General features: G+C 44.8%; 19 protein-coding genes. 5 read left to right on the top strand and 14 right to left on the bottom strand.

Annotation, left to right across the window (positions count from 1 at the left end; translation table 11 throughout):
• Positions 1-9 precede the first annotated feature (9 nt).
• Positions 10-387 carry a hypothetical protein gene (locus MSG33_RS10725; protein ID WP_005377965.1) on the top strand — a complete coding sequence of 126 codons (378 nt, stop codon included), beginning with the start codon at positions 10-12 and terminating at the stop codon, positions 385-387.
• A 329-nt stretch (positions 388-716) separates the two neighbouring features.
• Positions 717-2,390: an alkaline phosphatase D family protein gene (locus tag MSG33_RS10720; RefSeq protein WP_248381001.1), complete on the top strand. Its 1,674-nt coding sequence runs from the start codon at positions 717-719 to the stop codon at positions 2,388-2,390.
• Positions 2,391-2,468: 78 nt separating this feature from the next.
• On the opposite strand, the gene MSG33_RS10715 is transcribed toward MSG33_RS10720, so the two are convergent.
• The 7 genes from MSG33_RS10715 to MSG33_RS10685 all read right to left on the bottom strand — a co-directional run bounded on the left by MSG33_RS10715 (position 2,469) and on the right by MSG33_RS10685 (position 8,458).
• Positions 2,469-3,572 (bottom strand): phosphoribosylaminoimidazolesuccinocarboxamide synthase, encoded by a 1,104-nt coding sequence (locus MSG33_RS10715; protein ID WP_046874826.1) that lies wholly within the window; start codon positions 3,570-3,572, stop codon positions 2,469-2,471.
• Positions 3,573-3,775: 203 nt separating this feature from the next.
• Positions 3,776-4,168, bottom strand: a complete 393-nt coding sequence (locus MSG33_RS10710; RefSeq protein WP_109168452.1) for a SulA-like leucine-rich domain-containing protein — start codon at positions 4,166-4,168, stop codon at positions 3,776-3,778.
• A gap of 413 nt (positions 4,169-4,581) precedes the next feature.
• On the bottom strand, positions 4,582-4,764 hold the full coding sequence (locus MSG33_RS10705; protein WP_005377960.1) for a hypothetical protein: 183 nt from the start codon (positions 4,762-4,764) through the stop codon (positions 4,582-4,584).
• A 177-nt stretch (positions 4,765-4,941) separates the two neighbouring features.
• A complete protein-coding gene (locus MSG33_RS10700; protein WP_170902119.1) occupies positions 4,942-5,919 on the bottom strand; it encodes a J domain-containing protein in 978 nt (325 codons plus the stop codon).
• A gap of 76 nt (positions 5,920-5,995) precedes the next feature.
• Positions 5,996-6,655 carry an OmpA family protein gene (locus tag MSG33_RS10695; RefSeq protein ID WP_005377956.1) on the bottom strand — a complete coding sequence of 220 codons (660 nt, stop codon included), beginning with the start codon at positions 6,653-6,655 and terminating at the stop codon, positions 5,996-5,998.
• Between the two features lie 217 nt (positions 6,656-6,872).
• On the bottom strand, positions 6,873-7,568 hold the full coding sequence (locus MSG33_RS10690) for a DUF2786 domain-containing protein (protein ID WP_005395879.1): 696 nt from the start codon (positions 7,566-7,568) through the stop codon (positions 6,873-6,875).
• 209 nt (positions 7,569-7,777) lie between these two features.
• Positions 7,778-8,458, bottom strand: a complete 681-nt coding sequence (locus MSG33_RS10685; protein ID WP_006742601.1) for a DUF3334 family protein — start codon at positions 8,456-8,458, stop codon at positions 7,778-7,780.
• Between the two features lie 264 nt (positions 8,459-8,722).
• Between MSG33_RS10685 and MSG33_RS10680 the strand changes: the two genes are divergently transcribed.
• Both MSG33_RS10680 and MSG33_RS10675 read left to right on the top strand, forming a co-directional pair.
• Positions 8,723-11,758 carry an FAD-binding and (Fe-S)-binding domain-containing protein gene (locus tag MSG33_RS10680; protein ID WP_248380997.1) on the top strand — a complete coding sequence of 1,012 codons (3,036 nt, stop codon included), beginning with the start codon at positions 8,723-8,725 and terminating at the stop codon, positions 11,756-11,758.
• 73 nt (positions 11,759-11,831) lie between these two features.
• On the top strand, positions 11,832-12,293 hold the full coding sequence (locus tag MSG33_RS10675) for an isoprenylcysteine carboxylmethyltransferase family protein (protein WP_005395882.1): 462 nt from the start codon (positions 11,832-11,834) through the stop codon (positions 12,291-12,293).
• Positions 12,294-12,403: 110 nt separating this feature from the next.
• Here MSG33_RS10675 and MSG33_RS10670 read toward each other — a convergent pair whose 3' ends face one another.
• The 6 genes from MSG33_RS10670 to hutC all read right to left on the bottom strand — a co-directional run bounded on the left by MSG33_RS10670 (position 12,404) and on the right by hutC (position 19,884).
• Positions 12,404-13,129 carry a DUF3581 domain-containing protein gene (locus tag MSG33_RS10670; RefSeq protein ID WP_109168447.1) on the bottom strand — a complete coding sequence of 242 codons (726 nt, stop codon included), beginning with the start codon at positions 13,127-13,129 and terminating at the stop codon, positions 12,404-12,406.
• Positions 13,130-13,466: 337 nt separating this feature from the next.
• Positions 13,467-15,002, bottom strand: a complete 1,536-nt coding sequence (hutH, locus tag MSG33_RS10665; RefSeq protein WP_012841910.1) for a histidine ammonia-lyase — start codon at positions 15,000-15,002, stop codon at positions 13,467-13,469.
• Positions 15,003-15,013: 11 nt separating this feature from the next.
• Entirely contained in the window at positions 15,014-16,711 is a 1,698-nt protein-coding gene (gene hutU / locus MSG33_RS10660; RefSeq protein WP_005395885.1) for a urocanate hydratase, read from the bottom strand.
• A 73-nt stretch (positions 16,712-16,784) separates the two neighbouring features.
• Positions 16,785-17,795 carry a formimidoylglutamase gene (gene hutG, locus MSG33_RS10655; protein ID WP_237311795.1) on the bottom strand — a complete coding sequence of 337 codons (1,011 nt, stop codon included), beginning with the start codon at positions 17,793-17,795 and terminating at the stop codon, positions 16,785-16,787.
• Between the two features lies 1 nt (position 17,796).
• The gene (hutI, locus tag MSG33_RS10650) at positions 17,797-19,047 is read right to left on the bottom strand and encodes an imidazolonepropionase (protein ID WP_248380995.1); all 1,251 of its coding nucleotides are present in this window, start codon (positions 19,045-19,047) and stop codon (positions 17,797-17,799) included.
• Positions 19,048-19,176: 129 nt separating this feature from the next.
• Complete coding sequence (gene hutC, locus MSG33_RS10645) at positions 19,177-19,884, bottom strand: histidine utilization repressor (protein ID WP_006743323.1); 708 nt, start codon at positions 19,882-19,884, stop codon at positions 19,177-19,179.
• A 247-nt stretch (positions 19,885-20,131) separates the two neighbouring features.
• Between hutC and MSG33_RS10640 the strand changes: the two genes are divergently transcribed.
• Complete coding sequence (locus MSG33_RS10640; RefSeq protein ID WP_237283811.1) at positions 20,132-20,875, top strand: sporulation protein; 744 nt, start codon at positions 20,132-20,134, stop codon at positions 20,873-20,875.
• A 6-nt stretch (positions 20,876-20,881) separates the two neighbouring features.
• Here MSG33_RS10640 and MSG33_RS10635 read toward each other — a convergent pair whose 3' ends face one another.
• Complete coding sequence (locus MSG33_RS10635; protein ID WP_074191167.1) at positions 20,882-21,859, bottom strand: DUF3187 family protein; 978 nt, start codon at positions 21,857-21,859, stop codon at positions 20,882-20,884.
• Positions 21,860-22,184 lie beyond the last annotated feature (325 nt).

Below are 22,184 nucleotides of genomic sequence, written 5' to 3'. Positions count from 1 at the left end.
GGGCATAGAATGGATCAACAAGGAAAGACGTGCATTGAATTCGACTACACTAGCTTTTTAGGGGCAACAGGTAGTAAAAAATGGACCTTTTTAGAGGCATTTGCCACCATCGCGCCTATTTTCGGTTTGATGTGGAAACAGAACATTGCGGAATTGAGCAAGCCTGAAGATCGGTTGTGGGATGCCGCATTAAAATCGATGTCTTCTCGTAAAAGTGATGAATCCAATTTGGTCCGCTTAACCCAGTTAGCTAAACATGAAGGGATCAATGAATTGCGAGTCGTTATGCCATATTCGCTCGATGTTCAGCAAATCGAGTACATAGAATCTCGCAGTCAGTTAAAAGTGGACACGTCAGAACAAGATGTTCTTAACATCAAGTTTTAGGCTGAGTATTTCCACTTCATCGATGTACTACTTAACAATAGTGCAATGAAAAGCGACCTCAAAGTAGGTCGCTTTTTTATTTTGAGGTTTTTGTCACAGGTCTTGGAAGTGTGATGAATATAGAGTATTTGCACTTTAATTAACAAAAATGTAACGTTTGGAAATGCAATTGTCATAACTAGCTTCTAACTTTGTGTTTTTAGGACAAATTACCGACTAAGTGGTTGGTACTGTAAGTTCGAATTAACGTCCCTTATTGGCACACAAGGATGATTGAGTCACCACGTCATTTGGGCACAAAAACAAACACAATAAGAAAGGAAGTCAATATGTCTTTGTCTCGTCGAGACTTTATGAAAGCTGCCTCTTCAACGGCTATTGTTACCGGGCTGGTAGGCTGTGGTAGCGATGCTAGTGAGTCTGTTGCGGTTACCTTTGAGCACGGAGTGGCGAGTGGAGATCCTACTCAAACACAAGTAATCATTTGGACTCGTGTTACAACCTCAGCGAGCTACGCAGATGTAAGCTGGCAAGTTTCATCTAACGAAAATTTTACTGATATCGTGCAAAGTGGCACTTTTGCCACAGACACGAGCCGAGATTTCACGGTAAAAGTCGATGTTCAAAATCTCAACGCAAATTCTCGCTACTACTATCGATTCATGGTTGGAGATGTCACTAGCGAAGTCGGGCAAACTCAAACATTACCAAAGGATGGTGTAGAAAAGGCATCCATGGCGGTTGTTTCTTGTGCAAACTATCCTGCTGGCTATTTCCATGTGTATCGAGAGATTTTAAATCAACATGAGCAAGACCCGTTTGATGTGGTGCTTCATCTCGGTGATTACATTTATGAGTATGGTGCTGGTGGCTACGCTAGTGAAGATGCTGAGGCACTAGGGCGAGAGCCAAGCAAAGGCACTGAATGTATTACCTTAGATGATTACCGAAAACGGTATGCGCAATATCGCCAAGATGCTGATCTGCAAGCGTTACATGCGAGCCTACCAATGATTGCTGTCTGGGATGACCATGAGCTTGCAAATGATACTTGGAAAAATGGTGCGGAAAACCATCAAGAAGAGGAAGGCAGTTTTAATGATCGTCGTGCAGCTGCGGCTGCCGCGTGGACAGAATGGTTGCCCGTTCGTGAAAACACTTTCTCAAACATGCTGATTTACCGTCAGTTTTCGTTTGGAAGTTTAGTCAATTTGATGATGCTCGACACGCGACTTGTGGGGCGTGATAAACCGTTGGATTACTTCTCGCTCAGCTCTCCAACGATGGAAGCGATTGGCGGTTTAGTTGCTCAGTCGCGCAGCGAAGACCGAGAGTTGTTAGGCGCTGACCAACTCGCTTGGCTGATGGATGCGTTCAGTACGCACGACGTAACTTGGAATGTGCTAGGGCAACAAGTGTTAATGTCTCGTATGGAGCTGCCAAGTTCGGTGATGACCGCTATGTTTCAATTGTTTACTGCCACTGAAGAACAAAAAACAGAGGCGTTATTAGCGGTAAACTCTGCGATTACGGGTTATCTCTCTGACCCAAGTTTAGATACCATTTCTCTCCCGTATAACCTAGATGCATGGGATGGTTACTACGTTGAGCGAGAGAAAGTTTATCAACTGGCCAAAGCCAGCAGTGGCAACTTTGTCTGCCTAGCAGGAGATACGCACAACGCATGGGCAAGTGAGCTTAAAGACGTATCTAAGCATCCTATCGGGGTAGAGTTTGCGACTAGCTCGGTGAGTTCCCCTGGGTTAGAGGCCTACCTAGCGTTAGATCCTGTTGCGATCGCTCAAATGGAATACACGTTGCCACACTTAGTGTCAGAATTACAGTGGGCAGACATCAAGCAGCGTGGTTTTATGCGCGTTACTTTTACGCCCGATAAGGCAAAGTCGACCTGGTATTTCGTGTCAACGATTAAAGACAAAACATATCAGGTGACGACTAAGTCAGCCTCTACAACAGATGGCACTACGTTAAATATCGGCTAAACTGAGCCTAATACGAAAAAGTCCGCAGGCTATTGCGGACTTTTTATTGGAAAGCGTTTAGCTAATCTAGCGACAGTGCTAGTCAATCAATCCGTATTCTTTGCTCAGTACTTCGATGATTTCCGCTTTCGGATTCTCACTCAAATGAATCGGCTTGCCTGTAATCTTCTCGGCAATACCAATGTAGGTGCTCGAAATCGCCATCAAAGATTCGACGGGTAAAGCATTATCACGAGCGAGTGCTTCACGCTCTGGCATACGTTCTTTGTTTAGCAAGATATCTGGGTCAGGGAAGTGGTTAAGTAGGAACTGGCGGAAACCTTCTTTTGAGTTCTCTACGATGTGACCTGCTTGGTATTCTTTAGCATCCCATATACGAGACGAGTCTGGTGTACCCACTTCATCCATGTAAATCAGCTTTTCATTGCCAGCAGCATCATGAACATAACCAAATTCGAATTTGGTATCGACAAAGATTTGGTCGATTTCTTCTAACGCTTGGCTGATAACGTTAAAGCCTTCTTTCAGCAGTTTTTCGTAGAGTGCGATATCGTCAGCGCTTGAGAAGTTAAATTCTTCGTAGTTGTCTACGATATTTTGACGAGTGATATTCACGTCATCCGCTTCTGGCACACCGGGAATACCTTTTAGAATGCCTTTTGTGGATGGGGTCATGAGCAACTCTGGCAGTGCTTTGTCTTTTCCTAACCCTTCAGGAAGTTGGATTCCACAAAACTCGCGCTCGCCATTTGCGTAAGCGCGCCACATCGAACCCGTGATGTATTTGCGGCAGATGGCTTCGATTTTTACAGGTTTGGCTTTTTGTACAATCCAAACAAAAGGGTGAGGAATGTCTAGAATGTGGCTATCTGCTAAGCCATTTTCTTTGAATAGTTTGAACCAGTGATTAGAAATCGCATTAAGCGCAGCCCCTTTACCTGGGACACCATTAAGACCACCTTCAGCATGCCAAATACAATCGAATGCAGAGATTCGGTCGCTAATCACCATGATAGCCAAAGGCGCATCTGGAGCGACATCGTATCCTTTTTCTTTGATCAGTCGGGCGCTGTCTTCTTCAGTTAACCAGTAAACTGAACGAACTTTTCCGCTATGAACGGGTTTATGGGTGCGAATTGGCAGGTCGTCATTGACGGCAAGTACTTGATTAGCAAGGCTCATTGCGACATTCCTATCATCTTAATCAAACGTCAGAAAGAGAAGATATTCAGCAAAATGTGGGCGCTGAATAAATCGAATTTGGGTATCATACCAGAACTATTTTAACTCGCCAGAGAAAAAGCAAACGTTTGCCTGTTTTCTTTAATACAAAAAAAGCCCCCTTAAAAAGGAGGCGAGATGCAGGATGGATAACGTCGAACTTATTAGTGGTACTTATTAACTCTGCCTTCGACGAAAAAGACTTCACACTGATAGCGCTGTGCCATGTCGTGCAACATCGATTGATTCATAAGTGCAATTTTATTTGATGCGACAACAGCACTGGCATTACCTGATCGGATGGCTTTGATCACGATCTCGACTTCTGAAAGCTGTTGAGAAGGCTTCATTTGAATCACGTTTCTACAGCAAATATTAGAAGCAGTGAGTTGTTCAAAGTCTGGGCGAGGGCAGTCTGCTGTAAACAAAATCCATTGTTTCTGCTGCGATAAAACAGCCAGCTTAGATAGAAGCTGATCCGAAACGGCCATGGGCTGAGTTGCTTGTGCCAATACGTTGTAACGAGAGTATGTATGAGATTGACTTTGTAACTGCATATTACTGTTCCTTTATACATGCTGTATGTGTATACAGTAGTTTGTTTTAACGACCTGATCAACCCGTTTCTCAAAAGTAATTTGCGGTTTTTTGAGAAGGAAATAAAATAATTTTATCCTAAGTGGTTGAATTTATTTGGTTGTTTTTCATTTTTGATATGTCTAACATCAATTTAAAAATGTGAGGTGAGTAGAAAGTTGGACGAGATACATACAGGGGGTCACTACTGTATATACAGGTGTTTTTTCACGGACAGTGGTTTGTATCCAGTAGGAGAGGGGCTGATAACCGATGCGACATGCTATGTAGGATAGGAGGGAATGCGAGATAGAGATTGGAAATAGGGCTTGGCCGATCAAAAAAGCGCCTTAAAAGGCGCCCTTGAAAATCAGTTCCGTTGATTCCGTCTTGCTTAGCTTGCTCGTTGCAATCGTTCGCGCATTTGCAATTCGCCTTGGTTAAATAGGCGCACGTCGATTTTTGCCATGTCGTAACAAGCTTTACATGAGTAATGGTGCTTGCCATCTAAATAATCGTGACGAGTTACAAGACTAGGTTTTTTACACCAATCACAGGTGCCTTCTTCAGTGAACATTGATTTTCTCCCCACCTAGATTAATTTGAGTCGTTAGGTGTTATTTTGCGCTGAGCATTATGGCATAAAAGCGAGACTTAAGTTAAATGTCTGTTAATTTGTTTGAGAGGGAGATCGATTGCGGCGCTTGATTATATGGCTCTAAAAGCATGCTAGCCAAAGTTTCCTGACCTGTTTTTACTGTTTTGTAACATTTTGTGAGACAAGCTTAAAGGCATGATTGAGTCGCTTCATTTCTTCTTCACTGCCTCTTGTGTCCGGATGATAAAGCTTTGATAGCTGTCTATAGCGTAGCTTTATTGCTTGTAAATCAGGGATGTGTTGTGGTGTGTAGCCAAACATGGCGCATGCGACGCTTAGCTTATGGTTCTCTGCTTGGGTTTTGGATTTCTTAAATTCTTTGAATACTTTCTCTAGCTGGCGTTTCAGTTGCTTGTTCGTAAACTCTAGCTCTTTTATTTTTTCCGCCATTCTCTGATTTTGGCTTTCCTCTTTGGCTTCAAGCGCTTTTCTATTCTGCTTAAGTTTCTTGATTACGAGAAAACTTAAGCCGCTGATGATGAGTATCGCCGCTAGCCAGATCAGCCATAAAAACTGCGAGTATTCTACGTTGGGTTTTGCAATTGTTGTGCTTTTCTCTTCTTGTGTTTGCTCCGCCTTTTTATCGAGCGATTTTATTTGTGAGACTTGTTTAGCTCGTAGTTGATTGAAGCGCTGCTCTAACAGTTGATTATAAGCCTGTTCTGCTGCTGGATTATGCTGAGAAGCCATTTGATACAAAGCTTCAGTCAATTGAGAAGCTGTGACCTTGTCTTGATTGTGCTGAATAAAGTTAGCGAGAAGAAAGCCACGATCGGTTGGGTCATTGAGTGCGATAGAGGTTAGCCAATATAACGCTTGTGTTTCATTTTTTTCACCATATATCCCCTCAGCAAAGTCGTTCGCGAGCTGTTTTTGCGCAGGGAGGTAACCTTTGTTGGCGGATTGCTCTAGCCAGTAGCGTGTTTCTGTTGAGGCTTCCGCTTTGTTTGATGCCAATAATTGCTGTGCATACTCATATTGTTCTATGGGGTCATTTGGAGCTTGAGAGGCAAGCGAGTAACCAGAAAAGCTGAGGCTAAATAAGCAGAGTAGGGTAGACGTTTTGACAGACATTGATATGTCAGGCCTAACGATTATGGTTAGGCCTGCTCCGGTAATTTTTTATTATTACCGCTATGGTGCAACCAAATTACTTCAGTGGCAAGATCTGGATTTCAACACGACGGTTGCACGCACGACCTTCAGAAGTTTGGTTTGAGCAAATTGGGTTACGTTCGCCGTAGCCACGTGCAATTGCACGACCAGGTGCAACGTTTTGAGATACTAGGAATTGACGTACGGACTCTGCACGACGCTCAGACAACGTTTGGTTGTATGACTCACTGCCCGTGCTATCAGTGTAACCGTCGATAACAAGGCTGGTATCTGGGTATTCAACCAAGATGCGAGCAACACCGCGTAGCGTATTATGAATGCTAGCATCAAGCTGGTAAGAGCTTGAAGAGAAGCCGATACCATTTTCCATACGCAGTAAAAGCTGGTTCTCACCAACACGCTGAACTTGTACACCAGAGTTTAGCAAAGCGCGACGCAATTCTGCTTCTTGTTGGTCAAAGTAGTAACCAACGCCAGCGCCAGTCGCTCCGCCTGCGGCCGCACCAATGAGTGCATGCTGACGACGTTCTTTAGCGTCATCGCCCGTTGCTAGACCGATTGCTGCACCAGCGATAGCACCAATAAGCGCGCCTTGCGTGGTTGAGTTAGTTTCGTATTCACCCGTTGTTGCATTTTGGCGTTGAGTGGCTTGACAGCCAGTAAGAGCTAGCACTAGAGCTAGTGCAATAGGCATCTTTTTCAAGGGAAAATCTCCGTATAAAACTGAGGCGAAACCATGCCTCATAATGGGATGCGAATTATGAATAAGTAAGCATTGATATTTGTTATGAGAAAGTAAGATTGATAAGAGTTTCTGTAAGAAAATTCTTATCGTTACTATCACAACTTTAAAAAGTAGGTCCCAATCACATTGGAATATTGGGACCTACGTTAATCAATTGCTGTTCTGGTTATTTCGATGGATTGCCCAACATTTTACGCGCTTGCTCGCCGCCAACACCACGGTTAACGGAGACTCTTCTACCTTTCTTTAAGCCCACTTCGTAGTCTTCGGTTAGGTTTTTCATCGCTTCTTTCAGTTGCTTCTTGAAGGTTTCGCGGTCAATGTTTTGGAATTCTTTATCAATATAATCATTGATTTTGTTGGCCGACTCTTCGTCTGGGGAAATGACTGGAAGTTTCTCTATCGCGCCCTCTACCCAACCAGATACAAATGAGTTCACGCGGCGAGTCACCTCTTGAGAAGAGGTGCCCGTACCTGCGAAGCTGTTTCGGAATTGTCCGGTACTTTCGTTCATCTCGCGATAAATAATATCGAAAGCAAATGCAGCAAAAATCGCGCGATCTGCTTCACCGATAAACTCGACACGTTTGAGCCCTTTGTGATTCAACAACACCGCTTCAACACCGAATTTAGTGTTAATGCCGCGAATCACTCGCAATATGGTAGAACTGATATTCGCTGGTAGTAGGTGGGAAGATTGTGTTTTCCCCATTCTGATAAACTCAATATCGTCTTTATCCAGACCATATTTGAGCATGAGGCGATGTGCCATTTTGATAGCATTGGCAGCCTCATTAACATTAGCGGAATTGCCCAGTTCTAAGCACTTGGCGATTTTTTTCAGAGCTTTTTGTTTATCCATCGACAACCAGTAACGAAAGCAGAAAATTTATGAAGTCAGACATATTACCTTTTTTGACATAAAAACGAAATACAAGGTGGGAGTGAAGGTGGTTTATGGACATAAAAAGAAGCCCCGCGGAAGGCGAGGCTAGGCGTTTTAGTTCGTCATAATCAGTATGAAGTCGTACTTGTGTCTAAGAAGCCATTCTTCATTAAGATTAGTTGGAATTACAATCCGAGCTGGTTGAGTAAATCATCGGCGTCATCGTTTGAACTCGACGATTTAGATTCTTTCTCAGCCATATTTTTACGTGTTGCTTCTAAAATATCGTCTGGATTTTCGTCTTCTGCGATTTCAAACTCTTCTAGTTGGATGAACTCAGTTTTGTCCATCGCTAACTCCAGATAGAAAATGTTGTTATTTTCGGTGGAGAACGTCACTCGGCGAGCTTGAGGGCGGTCAAGGTTGGTGTCAACTTGTAAGATGACTTGCTTATTCAGCGCCATCATTTTTGGCTGGTTTTGTGTGATGTTCGTTTGCAGCTCTTTACGAATTTTATTGGTGAAATCTCCAACCAGTTGGTTCATTAGCTCACCCAGAACATCTCCCACCTCGTCAGAAGTATGAGATATTGCCAGTTCTTCTTCTGGCATACCCATATTACGCATGTAGTTGGTGTAGATCTCTAATGCGGCTTTTGCCGTAAAATTAATTACGACCAGCCCGGTAAACCCGCCATCAAACAGAACAAAACAGCCAAAATCTGGCTTGAGGCTAGTCTTGTGGATTTTTTGCACCATTGCAGAGTAATTTACTTGAGAAGATGTCGCCGAAGTTAGGACGCCAGAAACAGACTGGCAAAGTTTGAGAAGGATATCTTCAGTGGTCACAATTTTATTTTTTTTCATTCTGAAAACTCATCTAGAAACGCGATTCGTTCCCCAATGTAAGGCATCAAGCGTGAAAAAATAAAGCATAAGTTTAATTATTGTATCGAGATTCTGATTTGCTCGTCTTTTTAAATGTTGTAAAGTGACGAAATTCAAAGAATATTACTTCACTTACTCTTTTGTGGTGTTTTGTTTCGTTGAACGCCAACTTGTATGAGAAGTGAGCAAATAATTACATAACCCGCAGCTGATCGGATTCAGCGTCGTAGGGGCAGGAAGCAAATGTTACCAAGATTACACTCGCAAACTGATGTCGATCCTCTTGTTCTTAGTTTTCTGAAAGAGCTTGAGCACGCCGGATTCACTGGTGATATCGAAAGCCAATATTCAAGCCGACTCGCGGTTGCCACTGACAACAGTGTTTACCAGCAACTTCCTCAGTCTGTCGTTCATCCCAAAACGACAGAAGATGTTTCTCTCCTCGGGAAACTGAGCAATAAAGAAAAGTACGAACGAATTACCTTTTCACCTCGTGGTGGCGGCACAGGGACCAATGGTCAGTCGCTAACCAAAGGTATTGTGGTGGATATGTCTCGCCACATGAACAAAGTACTTGAGGTTAATGAGAAAGAAGGCTGGGTTCGTGTACAAACCGGGGTAGTGAAAGATCAGTTAAATGATGCGGTTCGCCCTTACGGTTACTTCTTCTCTCCGGATTTATCAACCAGTAACCGTGCCACGATTGGCGGTATGGTCAACACTGATGCTTCTGGTCAAGGCTCTCTGAAATACGGAAAAACATCCGATCATGTTTTGTCGCTACAAGCGGTGTTTGCTGATGGCTCAGTTTTAGAATCAGATCTGTCCAACGGCTACCCAAAAGAAGGCGAGTTTGCTGCCAAGGCGCTACGAGTTACGGAATCCGTATGTCGTGAAAAACGCCAGCAGATCGTGGATAAATTTCCTCCTCTCAACCGCTTCCTAACGGGCTATGACTTAAAGAACGCGCTAGATGAAGACGATGATCGTTTCGATATCACACGAGTACTGTGTGGCGCGGAAGGTTCATTGGCATTTATTACCGAAGCGAAGCTAAACCTGACGCCAATTCCGAAAGCACGTACTTTGGTTAACGTTAAATACAACAGTTTTGACTCTGCGCTGCGTAATGCACCGTTTATGGTCGAAGCGAAAGCGCTATCTGTAGAAACCGTTGACTCGAAAGTGCTTAATCTCGCGAAGCAAGATATCGTCTGGCACACCGTGAGTGATTTGCTTACCGATGTTCCAAATAAAGAGATGCTTGGCATCAATATGGTGGAATACGCAGGTCAGGACGAAGAAGAGGTTGCTGCGCAGGTTGCAGCGTTGACCGCCAAGCTCGATACCATGTTGGAAACAGAAGAAGCGGGCATCATCGGCTACCAGGTTTGTAACGATGTAGCGAGCATTGGGCGTATTTACAACATGCGTAAAAAAGCGGTGGGTTTGTTAGGCGCAGCAAAAGGTCGTGCTAAACCGGTCGCATTCGCTGAAGATACCTGTGTGCCACCAGAAAACCTGGCAGACTTCATTGTAGAGTTTCGAGAGCTGTTAGACAGCAAGTCTCTGAATTACGGCATGTTTGGCCACGTCGATGCCGGGGTGCTTCACGTACGTCCTGCGTTGGATTTGTGTGACCCGCACCAAGAAGCATTGATGCACGAAGTTTCTGATGAAGTGGTTAAGCTGGTGGCGAAATACGGCGGTTTGATGTGGGGTGAGCATGGCAAAGGTTTCCGCTCAGAATATGGCCCTGAGTTTTTCGGCGACGAGTTGTTTACTGAGCTGAGACGTGTGAAAGCGGCATTCGATCCACACAACAAAATGAACCCGGGCAAAATCTGTACGCCACTTGATAGCGATGCAGAGTTGGTAAAAGTAACCGACACCAAACGTGGTTACTATGACCGCCAAATTGACGTACAAGTGCGTGACAGCTTTAAGCAAGCGATGGAATGTAACGGTAACGGTTTGTGTTTTAACTACGATACCAGCTCACCGATGTGTCCATCGATGAAAGTGACGGCCGATCGTCGTCACTCGCCAAAAGGGCGTGCTGGCTTGGTTCGCGAGTGGTTGCGTCAGCTCACTGAACAAGGCATTGATATTCTTGACTTAGAAAAGCAAACGCTAGAAAACAAAACATCAATCAAAACCATGATTGACCGCGTACGTCATTCTATCAATCGTCGTCACGAATACGATTTCTCCCACGAAGTGTATGAAGCGATGAATGGTTGTTTAGCGTGTAAAGCGTGTGCGAGCCAGTGTCCGATTAAAGTCGACGTTCCGAGTTTCCGCTCACGCTTTTTAAACATTTATCACTCTCGTTACCAACGTCCAGCAAAAGATTATCTGGTTGCGAACATAGAGACTATGCTGCCGATGATGGCGAAAGCGCCAGGTGTCGTAAACGGTGTTTTGAAGCAGTCGTGGGTCAAGAGCTTAACGGCTTCAACAGTTGGGTATGTCGATGCGCCGTTGTTATCAGTACCTACATTGAAACAACGAGTAGAGTCGCTGACAACGCCTTATGATCTGCAAGCGCTCAGCGGTTTGTCTTCGTCTGAAAAGAGCAAGCATGTTTTAATTGTTCAAGACCCATTCACTAGCTACTACGACGCCGATGTTGTAGAAGACTTCGTTAAATTATTGAAAAAGCTGGGTATGCATCCGGTGCTTCTGCCATTTAAGCCGAATGGTAAAGCACAACACATTAAAGGCTTTCTACGTCAGTTTAAGGATACAGCAGCCGATACAGCGAAGTTTTTGGCGATGGTAGCGGATCTGGATATTCCATTAGTTGGTGTCGACCCTGCATTGGTGCTGTGTTATCGAGATGAATACGCTGAAGTACTTGGCAGTAAGCGAGGTGATTTCGATGTACTAACGGCCCACGAATGGCTTTACCCAAGACTAGAAGCGTTTGAAAGCGGAGAGCATAACGCGCAGGAACCTTGGTATCTGTTTGCGCACTGTACTGAAAAAACCAAAATGCCGAATGCGGAAAAAGAGTGGGGCGCTATTTTTGCTCACTTTGGTGCGGTTTTAAATACGGTACCGGTTGGTTGTTGTGGTATGGCGGGTACGTTTGGTCACGAGGTCGATAAGTTGTCGATGTCGAAAGACATTTACAATTTAAGCTGGAAGCCAAGCTTAGATAAGTTAGATAACGAGAGATGTTTGATTACTGGCTACTCTTGCCGCAGCCAAGTGAAACGCTTTGAAGGAACAAAGCCCAAACATCCCGTTCAGGCGCTGTTAACTTTGATATAATCACATCAAATTAAGCCCAGTTTTACTGGGCTTTTTTAGAAGTCACATACAACAATTTCAAAGGATATGAATCTTGAGAAAACTTGAACTCAAAGTCCCACCTGTTGCGGTGTTTTTGTTGGTCATACTACTCATGTATGGACTGACAGTTCTGGTGCCGAGCCTGAATATTAGCGTGCCCTTTGTCGAGGTTGTGGTTGGCGGACTAACTTTGCTCTCTGGTTATATGGGCATTGCTGGTGTGTATGAATTCCATAAAGTAAAAACGACGGTTAACCCTGTAAAGCCTGACACGGCCTCTTCCGTGGTGAGAACTGGCGTATTTGCTTTTTCGCGCAACCCGATGTATATGGCGCTACTGCTTCTAATCATTGCAATTGGTTTGTGGTGGCAGCATTTGAGTGTGGTGCTTTGTGGCGTCGTATTTGTCAGTTATATGAATCGATTTCAAATCAAGCCAGAGGAACGTGTTCTAGAGCGATTGTTTGGTGAAGAGTATGTGGATTACAAAAACCACGTCCGCCGCTGGATCTAAGCATTGCGTTTAGTTTTATTTGGATGAGACATAAAAAGAAAGCCCAACGATCGACGTTGGGCTTTCTTTTAGTAAACACGTTTTTTGAGCGCTTCTGATAGGGCAGTCGATTAGGCTGCCTTAACGAACTTTGCTAGGAATGCATCCTTACGTTCATTGAAACGGCGTACAAGATCGTCAACCGCTTCTTGGTCATATGGCTTCAAGCCGCTTGCAACCATGCGTTTGATGCCTTTGCCAACGACTTCACCGTCTTCTTTGAACGCAAAGTTTAAGGTGACTATCCCACGTTTGCCTTCCACGTCGAACGTTGCGCCAGTGAAATCCACTTCAGGATGCGTAAGGTCTAAGCGTGAAAATTCAACTTCCATGCTTTCATAAATAACCAATGGACGTTGGCAGTTGATCATCATTTGCTTCTCTTCCATAAGAGGAACCATGATGTGAGGGAAGTTCATGCCAGAGAATTGCACGTAATTTGTTACGACATGCTCAATAAATGCGGGATCGTGGTTAGTCTCACCTTCACGGGACATGTGTAAGTATTCTTTACCTGCCTCGTCAACAACGGCGCTTTCTTTTTCACACTTATTTTCAATATGAAGTGCTACACCATCGCTTACCATGCCAGAGAAGTTAAAACGCATCTTTTGGCTGATGCCTTCTTTACTAAGAAGCACTGCAAAAAGTAAGTCCCCAGGGACACAAAAGCGTTTGTTGTCTTCATCGTGGATTGGGTTGTAGTCACCTGCGACACGTTTTGCAAAGTGGCTTGCTTGTTCGCGAGTGAACTGAAACTGGTGATTAGTGTTTGAAAAATAAGGTGTTAGAAACATAATTTTTACGTAGTAACCAAAACTGTGTGGGATTATATGCGAATATCTGCGTAGCAATGGTCCATCCAGTGAAAACTTCACCGTATCCTAACAATAAGACACTATTTCGGCGGATAAATCGTTAAAAACGCATACTTTAGCAACGCTTTTATTTGTGAAAGCAATAAACAGCGACTTTATTACGTCGGCTATTTTTAAAAGTATAGCAATAACAATATGCAAGTGTTCATAAAGATCGCTGGGAATACGTTTAATGAGGAGATAAAAAAGCTCCACGCGAAACGTGGAGCCTTCAAATTATCATCCGGTTTTTAGATTAAGTGCTGGTAATGCTGGATTACTGAACACTTGGTAACAGACTCTCTGGCATGAGCGTGTTGTGAATAGCCAGCTTAAGCAGAGTATTGGCCTGTTCAATGTCCGGCGCAAAGTAGCGATCTTTATCGTAGAACGATACTTTTTCACGCAACATTTGTTTGGCAATCTCGATACGCTCAGAGGACTTGTTTGGTGCTCTAAAGTCTAGGCCTTGTGCTGCTGATAGGTATTCGACCGCTAGAATACCGCGAGTGTTTTCTCCCATTTCTTTCAATCTGCGAGCCGCGAAGGTTGCCATTGAAACGTGATCTTCTTGGTTTGCTGATGTTGGCAAGCTGTCTACTGACGCTGGGTGAGCGAGCGTTTTGTTTTCGCTTGCTAGCGCAGCAGAGGTGACTTGGGCAATCATGAAACCAGAGTTCACACCACCATTATCGACTAAGAACGGTGGTAATTTTGATAATGCGCTATCGATAAGCAATGCCATACGACGTTCAGACAGGCTGCCGATCTCAGCAATCGCCAGTGCTAGGTTGTCAGCTGCCATTGCAACAGGCTCAGCGTGGAAGTTACCGCCAGAGATGATGTCGTCATCTTCAGCAAACACCAATGGGTTATCTGATACGGAGTTTGCTTCTACTTGCAATACTTCTGCAGCGTTGCGGATTTGCTGCAAACACGCCCCCATTACTTGAGGCTGACAGCGCAACGAATACGGGTCTTGCACTTTTTCACAGTTAGTATGCGAATCACCAATGTCACTTGATGTATCCAATAGATGACGGTAGGCCAGTGCTGCGTCCATTTGGCTGCGATGACCACGTACACGGTGAATGCGTGGATCGAATGGACGTCGGCTGCCGAGAGCGGCTTCGACAGACATTGCGCCACATACTGTAGCCGAAGCGAAAAGATCTTCCGCGATAAACAGACCTTCTAATGCGAACGCTGTTGATGCCTGGGTACCATTTAGCAGCGCTAAGCCTTCTTTCGGCGCCAGAGTTATGGGTTCTAGACCTGCGATTTTTAACGCTTCTTGCCCAGAAATGATGTTACCGTTGTGACGAGCTTGTCCTTCACCTAGTAATACTGTGCTCATGTGGGCCAGAGGAGCTAAGTCACCTGATGCGCCAACAGAGCCCTTTTTAGGTACACAAGGGTAAACTTGTGCGTTAACTAGGTCGGTCAGCATATTAATGACTTTTAGGCGAATACCAGAAAAACCACGAGACAGACTATTGATTTTCAATACCATCATCAGACGAACCGTTTCGTCTGACATAAACTCACCGATACCTGCCGCATGAGAAAGAACGATACTGCGTTGCAGAGTTTCTAAATCTTCTGGTGCTATTCGTGTGTTAGCCAATAGACCAAAACCAGTGTTAATTCCGTAAACCGTTCTATCTTCCGCGATGACACGATCCACGACTTGCGTGCTTTCTTCAATGGCCGGAATGGCTTCAGGATCCAAAGTAAGGTTGACTGGTGAACGGCTCACTTGGCGTAGTTCGTTTAAGCTAATATGACCTGGCTTTAGCGTTAAATTTAACATCTCTTTCATCCTTACTTGAGCTTCTTCAGTTCTTCGTTGAGCATTGGCAAATCTAGCCCTTGCTCTGCTGCACATTGTTTAGCAATATCGTATCCCGCATCAGCATGACGCATCACGCCTGTTGCTGGGTCGTTATGCAGCACGCGGGCAATACGTTTTGAGGCATCTTCACTGCCGTCACAGCAGATAACCATACCTGAGTGTTGCGAGAAGCCCATACCTACGCCACCACCGTGGTGCAGTGAAACCCAAGTTGCGCCGCCCGCCGTATTGAGTAGTGCGTTTAATAGTGGCCAGTCTGATACGGCGTCAGAACCGTCCATCATGCCTTCTGTTTCTCGGTTCGGGCTTGCAACGGAGCCAGAGTCTAAGTGGTCACGACCAATGACAACAGGCGCCTTAAGTTCGCCATTTTTCACCATTTCGTTGAATGCTTGACCAAGACGCTCACGATCTTTAAGACCAACCCAGCAAATACGCGCAGGTAAACCTTGGAACTGGATGCGCTCGCGAGCCATATCTAGCCAGTTATGTAAGTGCGGATTATCTGGAATTAGCTCTTTTACTTTTTGGTCGGTTTTATAAATGTCCTCAGGATCGCCAGAGAGAGCAGCCCAACGGAAAGGACCGATACCTTCGCAGAATAGTGGGCGAATGTAGGCTGGAACAAAGCCAGGGAAATCAAATGCGTTTTCTACGCCTTCTTCCAAGGCCATCTGGCGGATGTTGTTACCGTAGTCGAGTGTTGCGGCGCCGCGATTTTGTAGCTCTAACATGGCTTGAACTTGCACTGCCATGGATTTTTTGGCTGCTTTAACAACCATTGCTTCATCTTGCAAACGCATTTCTGCCGCATGAGACATGCTCCAGCCTTGTGGTAAGTAGCCATTGAGCGGGTCGTGTGCAGATGTTTGGTCTGTTACTACATCAGGCGTGATATTACGTTCTACCAACTCAGAGAAAACGTCTGCTGCATTACCTAGTAGACCAACTGATACTGGTGTGTCTGATTCTTTGATGATAGCAAGCGCTTCATCTAAAGATGTCGCTTTCTTATCGACATAGCCTGTACGTAGGCGGTAATCGATACGCGATTCATCACACTCTACCGCAATCATGGAGAAGCCCGCCATCGTACCAGCTAGAGGCTGAGCACCACCCATACCACCAAGACCGCCAGTTAGAATCCATCGGCCTTTTGCTTCGCCGTCAAAGTGCTTTTTCGCAACAGATACGAATGTTTCGTATGTGCCTTGGACGATGCCTTGTGAGCCAATGTATATCCAGCTGCCAGCGGTCATTTGGCCGTACATCATCAAGCCTTGTTTATCGAGCTCGTTGAAGTGTTCCCAGTTTGCCCAATGAGGAACGAGGTTTGAGTTTGCGATAAGCACGCGTGGGGCGTTTTTATGGGTAGGGAAAACACCAACAGGCTTGCCTGATTGAACTAAAAGCGTTTGGTCATCTTCGAGTCTTTCAAGTACTTCAACAATCTTGTCGTAACATTCCCAGTTTCGTGCCGCACGGCCAATGCCGCCATATACAACCAGTGAATGTGGATGTTCTGCAACATCAGGATCGAGGTTGTTCATCAGCATACGAAGAGGGGCTTCGGTTAGCCAAGATTTTGCGCGCAGTTTATCTCCGTGAGGTGCACGAATTGTTCTGCTTGTATCAAGTCGTGGATCTTGTCCCTGGCGCTGTGTCATTTCAGACTCCTTTAGTTTCTCGTGATGACCAAGTACTTGCTTGGTCGTAATAATAAGTGGCATCTAGGATGCGTTATGGTTTGTGTTGCTTTTCCGCCATCGCGTTGGCGATATCCCAACACAAACGGGCAGCTAAGCGTGCAGTTTGACTATCAACGTCATAATTAGGGTTGTATTCGGCGATATCAGCCAGCATGAGCTTATTTTTGTAATGAAGAATTCGATCTAAAAATGGTGCAATTGTGTCGTAACTTACTCCTCGAGCCGCAGGGGCGCTGACCCCAGGTGCGGTTGCCGCAGGAAATACATCCAGATCAATGGTCAAATAGAGGTAGTCACAGTCGTCAATAAAGTGTTGAAGCTGGGTTAAGTGATAACTGTGGTTTAGGTAGCAAAGCTGATTGTCTTCTACATACCAAACATTTAACGCATCTGCTTTTTCAAACAGCGCTTTAGTGTTGCTGCTGCGGCTTACGCCAATGCAAGCGTAATGAAAGTCCCAATCGTTACGTTGGCAAAAATGATGAATTTGGTTGAAGGGGGTGCCAGAGCTTGGTTTGATGTCGGCGATGCTGCTCTCGAATGCGCGTAAATCGAAATGCGCATCGAAATTGATAATACCGATTTTAGGCTTCTTTTCTGGATGGTGCGCTTTAAAATACTCCGCTAAGCCGGAAAACGAGGCCCACGCAATCTCATGCCCACCACCTAACACGATGACTGGCGTATGAGGTAGTGCGCTTGAAATGGTTGCCGCACATAGAGATTGACTCTCTTCCAGTAAGTCGTCTTCGCATACCACGGTGCCTAAGTCATATAGTGGGACGTCTTGGTGCCATGCTAAATTAGCGAGCGCTCGTCGGATTAAGTCTGGCGCTTTTTTCGCGCCAATGCGTCCTTTGTTTCTCGCTACGCCAGCATCCGTAGCAAAACCCAGTAATGAGACGCCACTTGCAACGGCCCCCAACTCATCTGCTTTCTGGCGTTGAACCACGTGATGAATTCGCTGACCAAGCTTGCCGTCCTCGGCATCATGACGGCCTTGCCAATGAAATAGGGGAGAATGTAGGTCGAATTGAGACATATTATTGGCCTCCGTGTGAAATGTATTCACCATTTACTATACGACCTACTAGACGTTTTGCTCCGACTTGATAGCTTAAATCTGCAGGACTTTCGATATCCCAGATAGAGAAGTCCGCATCAAACCCTACTTTGATTTCGCCACGTGAATTTTGATAACCCAGAGCTTTGGCTGCATGTTGCGTTACACCACGCAGTGCTTCTTGCGGCGTAAGGCGAAATAGTGTGCACGCCATATTCAGCATGAGTGTGAGATCAGAAAACGGTGATGTACCTGGGTTGACGTCCGTAGCAATTGCCATCGGCACGTTATGCTCTCTCAACAACTCAATCGGTGGTAACTGAGTTTCTCTTAGAAAATAAAAAGCGCCAGGCAGTAGAGTGGCGACAGTGTTTGAGCGAGCAAGTGCTTTAACACCTTGCTCATCTAAAAACTCGATGTGATCCGCTGACAAACCGTTGTATTGCGCAGTGAGGGCTGTACCACCGAGATTCGAAAGTTGCTCTGTATGCCCTTTAACCTTTAAGCCGTGGCGTTTTGCAGCTATAAACACTTTTTCTGTTTGTTCAAGATTGAAGCCAATCGATTCACAAAAAACATCGACACTCGTGGCTAACTCTTCCTTTGCGACGACAGGGATTATGTCCTGACAAATGTGCTCAATATAATCATCTGCACGGCCTTGGAACTCTGGCGGAATGGCGTGAGCGGCGAGAAGTGTAGTGGTGATTTTAACTTTGCGCTCTTGTTCAAGCATTTTGGCTGCACGGAGCATTTTTACTTCGTCATTCAGTGTCAATCCGTAGCCTGATTTCACTTCGACAGAAGTGACACCGCTCGCGAGTAGCCCGTCTAAACGTGGCAACGCTAACTCAACTAATTGCGCTTCGGTTGCTGAACGCGTCGCATGCACCGTTGAAAGTATCCCACCGCCTTGTTTGGAAATTTCTTGATATGGCACGCCGTTTAAGCGCATTTCAAATTCGTTGGCACGATTGCCCGCATAAATAAGATGAGTGTGGCAGTCGATCAAACCTGGCAGAACTAACTTGCCTTGAAGGTCGATACTCTGAGCGTAATGCTGGGCAGACAGCAGAGACTCGGTTTGCGGTTCGTCTTCACCAATTGCACAGGTGCTGATCGCAACGATTTTTCCAGATTGAATGCCAATACGAGCAGGAGACGTTGGCAGATAACCGCGCTCTCCCGACTGCATGGTGACCAGACGTGCGTTTTCAATCAGCAAATCCATTTTTGTGTCCCTGTGTTTATTTGTATTATTAAATGTATATACAAATAAATAGAGCAAAATAAGAACACTGACAAGATTGATGTTGCTAAAATGTGATCAAAACGTAGATCTAGAGGACCGATCTTGTCATTAAATGAGCACTTTTGAGCTCAGCTTATATTTGTTACCAGGGTGATAAAGTAGGGCGGTACTGACTAACTTATCTTGGCTCCACGTTCTGCGATTCAAGAGAAGGCAAGGCTCATTGGCTTGCATTTTTAAGTCTTGCTTAATACGGCCGTCAGGCACAATTGCCTCTACGGTATGTTCAATAGCGCTGAGTGGGCAATTATCTGACAGGTATTGATTCGGAGTGATTTGTGTGAAGTCTTGATTTAAATAACTCGGGGCATATTGGCTGTTCACCCAGCGGAGTTCCAATTGAATAGGCGTTTGGTCTTCATAGTGAATGATTTCACTGTAAAACACCGTTGTGCCAAGCATGACGCCGAGTTTTGTCGCAATGCTGTCATCTGCTTTTATGGCAACTTGTTTGAGCACTTTACTGCTATATTGTCGCCCTCGGTCGCTGACTTCTTCGGCAATGTTTCGAATGTCTAACAGAGGAGATTCTGACTTTTCACCAGGATCACACACAAACGTACCTAAGCGTGGGCGACGTTGTAATCGGCCCTCATTAACTAAGTCCCGAATTGCTTTGTTCACTGTCATTCTACTGACACCAAATTGCTCGGTAAGCTCAATCTCTGTGGCGATACGATGACCAACTATCCACTCTCCAGCATCAATTTTATCGAGGATAAATTGTTTGATTTGAATGTAGAGTGGTGCAGACATAATGATTCCCTTTTATTTGACTATACAAATACTGCTTAATTTAGGTACAAATTGCAAACATTTCTCGACAAATGCACCACTTAGTGACAGAACAATCCTATTGTGGGGCTGAATGATTCTTGCTGTTGAGCATTATTTGGATTGATGATGGAATTCGAACATTTTCTTGTGGTCTATTGCTTGCAGAGTATAAAACAATTGTGTAAACAAACGATTATGAGAAGAAAAGTCGCTAAAAAGGAAAAACATGTTTAAAAAATTGAAAGCATCACTGGGGATCGGTTCTGCAAAAGTAGATACGATTTTAGACGAAATGAGCGTGTTTCAAGGAGCGACGCTGAAAGGGCATGTTCATATCAAAGGCGGAGACGTCGAACAACAAATTGATGCTATTACTATTAAATTGAACACAGAGATGAAAGTCGAAGTGGATGATAGCGTAAGTTACCAAACGTTCACTATTGATCAGCTGAAGGCGGTAGACCCCTTTGTGATTCAACCGAATGAAGAGAAGCAGGTTCCGTTTGAGCTAAAACTGCATGATGAAACGCCAATTACTGCGGTTAGCGCACTTAAGAATCAATGCCATGTTTGGGTTGAAACGACGTTAGATATTGATTTTGCGATTGACCCGCGTGACCGTGACTATATTGAAGTGAAACCACTACCAGTAGCATCTCGCGTTATTCAAGCGATCGAGCAAGCTGGTTTCACTATGGTTAAAGCCGATGTTGAAAAAGGCTTTTTGCGCGGTGGCTCGTTTGCTTCTCGCTCTGGAATTTATCAAGAGCTAGAGTTCCGAAATAACGGCTTTATCTCATCAAAAGAAATTGAGCTTTCTTTTATTCTGGAAGGGCAGGTCATGCATTGTTTGGCGGAGGTTGACCGTTCGCTCAGCTTGGCTGGGGACCAGTATCGCTCGTTTACGTTACCGATCAATGCAACTGATGCTCAAGTCGCTGCCGCGGTTGCACCAACGCTAAATCTATAGTTCTCATCAACTTGATGAGAATATGTACCGATATCCTATTGTGAAAGCGATATCGGTACTGTTATCCATGTTTCGTGCGTTCTCAACGGCTAAAAACTCAAGCGCGGAGTTTTCCATGAGATATCGATAGCCTAATACCAGTTCATTAGAGGCATCAGCAAACTCTGCGGGTCCTTCTGTTGAGCCTTGATACCAATGGTATTCAAACATCAGGTGGTGGTTATCTTCCAATGCATAACGGTACCCAGCTGCAACGGCAATCGTATTATGCCGATAGGGTAGATCCAGCAAGGCGCGATCATCTGAGCGAAAAGTCATGCCAACCATCGAGTAAAATGCATGGGCGTCACTCAAATAACTGTAATTTATTTGGAAGCCTTGCTCGAAATTACTGCCTTGAAAAGTCCCGTGAGCAACATCATTAAAATATAAGCTGCCACCAATAGATAGGCCGTGATGTTCATTCTGAAACACTTGATATTGCAAATAAGTAGATAAGTTGTTGGCAAGCGTTTGTCCTTCGAAGTCGTCTTCTAGCACATCATATTGCGGCATTGAAATGTGAAAACGATCTCTGTCTACTTTGTCTCGGCCATTCTGTCCGATACCGAAAAGGTTATGGAAGCTTTTCGTCAGTCCATCTAAATGGTTATCAGCGGCAAAAACCCACCGATAATTGAGTTCCCATTGCCAACTGCTATTGATTTGCCACTTGCTGCCAATTTCGATTTGGTTGTGGTAATAATCCAGTGCGTATTCATCAGTATGAGCCCAAACACTAGCCACGGTTCCTGAGCCATAGGTTTCGACAAAGTCAGAGGGAAGGCTATGTCCTGAGCGCAGTATATTGGTATGGCTAACCACTTGCATCGGAGATTGTGCGTAAGAACGTAGCGGCCCATACAGGTCATCTGATGCCATGGCTGGTACACAGCATATCGAAATGCTTAGAAGCCCCATAAAGCGCGATTTGAAATAGATCATGATGAACACCTACATGCAAACTACTCAATAAAACAACTATATACCTAAATTGCACTTTGAGGTGGAACTAGGTGTGCAGGGTCCTGTGTTGGTTAATATGTATCAGGAACTATTATACCAGTTGTGTATTCAAGTTCTATTGGGAGGGGGTAACTCCGTTTACAAATGATGTGAGCCCTTAAGAATAATCATCAGATTGTCGTGACGGGGCCTGAGGTTAAGTTCTTATGATAAAACAAAATCGCGCTTTGCAATCTAAATGTGAGCTAGGTACAATCCCATTTTCGATAACGGTCCGGTATTCGTGTTACCGAGAGGCCTTTAT

The sequence above is a fragment of the Vibrio sp. 1CM7H genome (genome assembly GCF_023161645.1).
Taxonomy (GTDB): domain Bacteria; phylum Pseudomonadota; class Gammaproteobacteria; order Enterobacterales; family Vibrionaceae; genus Vibrio; species Vibrio diabolicus.
This window is presented reverse-complemented; position numbering and strand designations above follow the sequence as displayed.

Excerpts from the sequence above, each read along its gene's own strand:
- MSG33_RS10725 (WP_005377965.1), top strand. The coding sequence starts at position 10 with ATGGATCAACAAGGAAAGACGTGCATTGAATTCGACTACACTAGCTTT.
- MSG33_RS10720 (WP_248381001.1), top strand. The coding sequence starts at position 717 with ATGTCTTTGTCTCGTCGAGACTTTATGAAAGCTGCCTCTTCAACGGCT.
- MSG33_RS10715 (WP_046874826.1), bottom strand. The coding sequence starts at position 3,572 with ATGAGCCTTGCTAATCAAGTACTTGCCGTCAATGACGACCTGCCAATT.
- MSG33_RS10710 (WP_109168452.1), bottom strand. The coding sequence starts at position 4,168 with ATGCAGTTACAAAGTCAATCTCATACATACTCTCGTTACAACGTATTG.
- MSG33_RS10705 (WP_005377960.1), bottom strand. The coding sequence starts at position 4,764 with ATGTTCACTGAAGAAGGCACCTGTGATTGGTGTAAAAAACCTAGTCTT.
- MSG33_RS10700 (WP_170902119.1), bottom strand. The coding sequence starts at position 5,919 with ATGTCTGTCAAAACGTCTACCCTACTCTGCTTATTTAGCCTCAGCTTT.
- MSG33_RS10695 (WP_005377956.1), bottom strand. The coding sequence starts at position 6,655 with ATGCCTATTGCACTAGCTCTAGTGCTAGCTCTTACTGGCTGTCAAGCC.
- MSG33_RS10690 (WP_005395879.1), bottom strand. The coding sequence starts at position 7,568 with ATGGATAAACAAAAAGCTCTGAAAAAAATCGCCAAGTGCTTAGAACTG.
- MSG33_RS10685 (WP_006742601.1), bottom strand. The coding sequence starts at position 8,458 with ATGAAAAAAAATAAAATTGTGACCACTGAAGATATCCTTCTCAAACTT.
- MSG33_RS10680 (WP_248380997.1), top strand. The coding sequence starts at position 8,723 with ATGTTACCAAGATTACACTCGCAAACTGATGTCGATCCTCTTGTTCTT.
- MSG33_RS10670 (WP_109168447.1), bottom strand. The coding sequence starts at position 13,129 with ATGTTTCTAACACCTTATTTTTCAAACACTAATCACCAGTTTCAGTTC.
- hutH (WP_012841910.1), bottom strand. The coding sequence starts at position 15,002 with ATGTTAAATTTAACGCTAAAGCCAGGTCATATTAGCTTAAACGAACTA.
- hutU (WP_005395885.1), bottom strand. The coding sequence starts at position 16,711 with ATGACACAGCGCCAGGGACAAGATCCACGACTTGATACAAGCAGAACA.
- hutG (WP_237311795.1), bottom strand. The coding sequence starts at position 17,795 with ATGTCTCAATTCGACCTACATTCTCCCCTATTTCATTGGCAAGGCCGT.
- hutI (WP_248380995.1), bottom strand. The coding sequence starts at position 19,047 with ATGGATTTGCTGATTGAAAACGCACGTCTGGTCACCATGCAGTCGGGA.
- hutC (WP_006743323.1), bottom strand. The coding sequence starts at position 19,884 with ATGTCTGCACCACTCTACATTCAAATCAAACAATTTATCCTCGATAAA.
- MSG33_RS10640 (WP_237283811.1), top strand. The coding sequence starts at position 20,132 with ATGTTTAAAAAATTGAAAGCATCACTGGGGATCGGTTCTGCAAAAGTA.
- MSG33_RS10635 (WP_074191167.1), bottom strand. The coding sequence starts at position 21,859 with ATGATCTATTTCAAATCGCGCTTTATGGGGCTTCTAAGCATTTCGATA.